The sequence below is a fragment of the Candidatus Obscuribacterales bacterium genome (assembly GCA_036703605.1).
GTDB lineage: Bacteria > Cyanobacteriota > Cyanobacteriia > RECH01 > RECH01 > RECH01.
Genome location: DATNRH010000171.1, coordinates 1 through 3065 on the forward strand (window position 1 = coordinate 1; position 3065 = coordinate 3065).

The 3065-nt window shown below is 55.9% G+C and carries 3 protein-coding genes; 2 read left to right on the forward strand and 1 reads right to left on the reverse strand.

Translation table 11 applies throughout. The annotated features are described in order from the left end of the window. Window positions 1-385, forward strand: a 385-nt coding sequence (locus V6D20_03525; protein ID HEY9814864.1) for an ISKra4 family transposase, incomplete at its 5' end; no start/stop codon positions are given. 235 nt (window positions 386-620) lie between these two features. Here V6D20_03525 and V6D20_03530 read toward each other — a convergent pair. After that, window positions 621-2084, reverse strand: a complete 1464-nt coding sequence (locus tag V6D20_03530) for a TonB family protein (protein ID HEY9814865.1) — start codon at window positions 2082-2084, stop codon at window positions 621-623. Window positions 2085-2465: 381 nt separating this feature from the next. On the opposite strand from V6D20_03530, the gene V6D20_03535 reads away from it, so the two are divergent. Then, window positions 2466-3065, forward strand: a 600-nt coding sequence (locus tag V6D20_03535; protein HEY9814866.1) for a MotA/TolQ/ExbB proton channel family protein, incomplete at its 3' end; no start/stop codon positions are given.

Sequence of the window (3065 nt, forward strand, 5' to 3'; positions counted from 1 at the left end):
AGAGATTTTGGACTGGTATCATTTGGTGGAGAATCTCCATAAGGTTGGCGGGTCAATCAAACGACTCCATCAAGCAGAGAGCTTGCTATGGCACGATCACGTTGAGGCAGCGATTGCTTTGTTTAGCGCCTGTCACCGAAAACAGGCGAAGAACTTTTGTGAGTATCTACGTAAGCATCAGCATCGCATTGTGAATTACGCGTACTTTCAGGCGGAAGGGTTGTACTCGATTGGTTCTGGTGCCGTTGAATCCGCCATCAAACAGATTGGTCGGCGAGTGAAACTTTCAGGCGCACAATGGAACCGTGAAAATGTCCCTCAAGTGTTAGCTCATCGTTGTGCTTATCTCAATGGGTTAATTGGTTCGCCACCACCCACTAACTAAGCATAATTGCTCACAGAAAAAGTGACGTGCTCCCCCAGGACTTTTTGTGACGGCAATTTCTGATGGCTGGCGGTTGGCTGAGGGGTTATGTGAGCAGGACTCGGAGAGGGCGATCGCGCTGCAATGTCGGTATGCTCTGGTGGTAACAACGTTGAATTCGTTGATTGGTCAGTTGTCTAGGGGGGTGGAGAGGATAGAATGCATGGAGATGGGCTGTGATGGTGAATATGGGGTTTTAGGTTCCGCCCCCATCGTTAGAGGCTGGCGGTGCTGGTGGGATGGGCTGTGGCTCCGGCTCCACCTGCGGTGGGGAAGTGACTGGCGGCGATCCTGGTGGCGAAGGGGCAGCGACAGGTGGTTCTGGTGAATCTGTCCTGGAAGGGGGGGCGATCGAAGACGGTTCTTCTGCTGAAGGTGGTTCTGGTGCTGTAGGAATGTCCTGGCTAGGTGGTGCAGAAACCTCTGGGTCAGAATCTGTGGACGAAGCAGGAGTGGGTTCCGGTGCAGCGGACTCCGGTGTACCGGACTCGGTAGCAGGACTGGGGGATGTTGGCGTCACCTCGGTAGAGGCTGGCTCAGTTGGAGGTGTAGAAGAATCGGGACTGGGGCTTGTTGCCGCGGGGGGTGTTTCCGGTGCTTCAGGATCGGGAGCAGGCGTGGTGGGCACCTCCACCGATTGGCGCTCACCACGGCGAAGGGCATCACGGTTGCGACGCGAGCCATCAATGGTGAGGTCGTACTCGATGGGAACGCTAGCTCCGCCGCTGATGGGCTGGAAGCGAGAATTTTGTGCGGCCTGAATGGCCGCTTGGTCGATCGCTGGGTTGCCGCTGGAGCGGGTCAATGTCACACTACGCACGCTGCCATCGGGGTTGATATCGACACTGACCATGGGTTGGCCTTCGACCCCTTCATTCAGGGCGCTTTGGGGATAGTCGGGACGCACGCAGGTTTGGCAGGTCACGGTGCGTGAGCCCTGGCCTTGGCCATTACCGCCGGAGGAATTGGTAGCGGCTTCGGGGCTAGTGCCGGGGCGAGTGGCGGTAGTTTCGGCAGCCCCCGCTGAGTCCGAGGAAGGTTCAGGGGAGTTGGGGCTACCGTCCGCGGCGGCGATCGCCCTCTCGCCCTCCTCCTCTCGCCGTTGCTGGAAAAAGTTGCGCAGACGTTCGAACTGGGAAGAGTCTTCTGCTGCAGTGGCTAGGTCGGCTTCTGTGGGCTCTGTGTCCGCGGCGGCCTCTTCAGGTTCACCGGTTTCGGACGATAGATCAGACTCGGGGGTTTCGTCGTCGTTGTCCGCCACTTCTAACTCTGAGTCCACTGCCGTTTCATTCAGGGGTTCAGACTCTGCCGGTTCAGAGATCTCAGGCTCTGCCACCGCGATCGCCTGAGGAGGTGCAACAACGGTGGCGTTGGAGGAAGAGGCTGCCGGAGGTGGGGCGGGGTCGTTGGACTCGGCGCTGAGTTCAGCGGGCTGGGTGGGGTCTGGCACCTCGGGCTCTGGGGTTTCGACCAGGGGTTCCGTGATGATTAGCTCAATGGGCGAAAGGCTGGCCTCGTCAACCTCTCGCCCATTGAGGTGGCTGAGGTTGAGGGCGATCCCATGTACTCCCACCGATCCTAAAAGCCCCCACAGCAATAGCTTTCGCAGTCTGGCCTGGTCGTGCTCGTGTTGTTCGAAGCAGAGGTTGGAAAGACTCATGGGCAATAATTTGAGTAACAGTAACGTATAACTCTCAATATAGTTGAGAAAGAGTTGAGTTAAGAGGCATTCACAACAAAGCTGAGAGATATAGAAGCATGAATGTAACTGAGATCTTCACTCAAGTCTCCTAAGCCAATTAGGTCCTTAAAAGTCAATAAAAACAGGGCACAAGAAAAGATTGCGCTGCCTTCGCACGCCCCCTTCCCTCACCATACTATCAGGATTATTCTCGTTAGGATCTTGACAATACTACCAGAATCAGGCTCAATGTATTTGATATTGATTTGCAATAGTCTGCTTTCATCTACGCAGCCATCTGGGTGTGTGGGTCTGTGAAATCGGGCTGCTGTAAGCGGAAATCTACGACAGGACTTGATTATGGGCAGTATTTTTGCCGCAGGTGGCATTGTCATGTGGCCGCTGCTAGGGTTTTCGCTGGTGGCGATCGCTCTCATTATCGAACGGCTGTTGTTCTGGGTACGGCTCAACCAGCGCCAGCGCCGAGTGATGCAAGATATCTTATGTACCTACCGACAGGCACCGGTGGATGTCTACCCCAAATTGCGGCAGAACATTAACCTACCCATCGCCCGCATTTTTCTAGAAGCTCTGGACATTGAAGGGGCCAGCCCCAAACAGTTTCACATGGCCCTGGCCAGCGCCATGCAGGCCGAACTGCCCCATCTGCGGCGCTTTAGTACCGTGTTTGCCACCATCATCAGCATGGCACCGCTGCTCGGACTGCTCGGCACTATCCTCGGTCTGATTGCCTCCTTTGATGCCCTACAGTTAGGGGATGTGGGGGCAAATGCAGGGGCGGTGACAGGCGGCATTAGCGAGGCGTTAGTTTCCACCGCTGCCGGGCTAGTGGTGGCGATCGGTACGCTGCTGTTTGCCAACCTGTTTCGCGGTCTCTATAAGCGCCAGGTGGCACTGATTCAGGAGTACGGTGGGCAGCTCGAAATTCTCTATGAAACC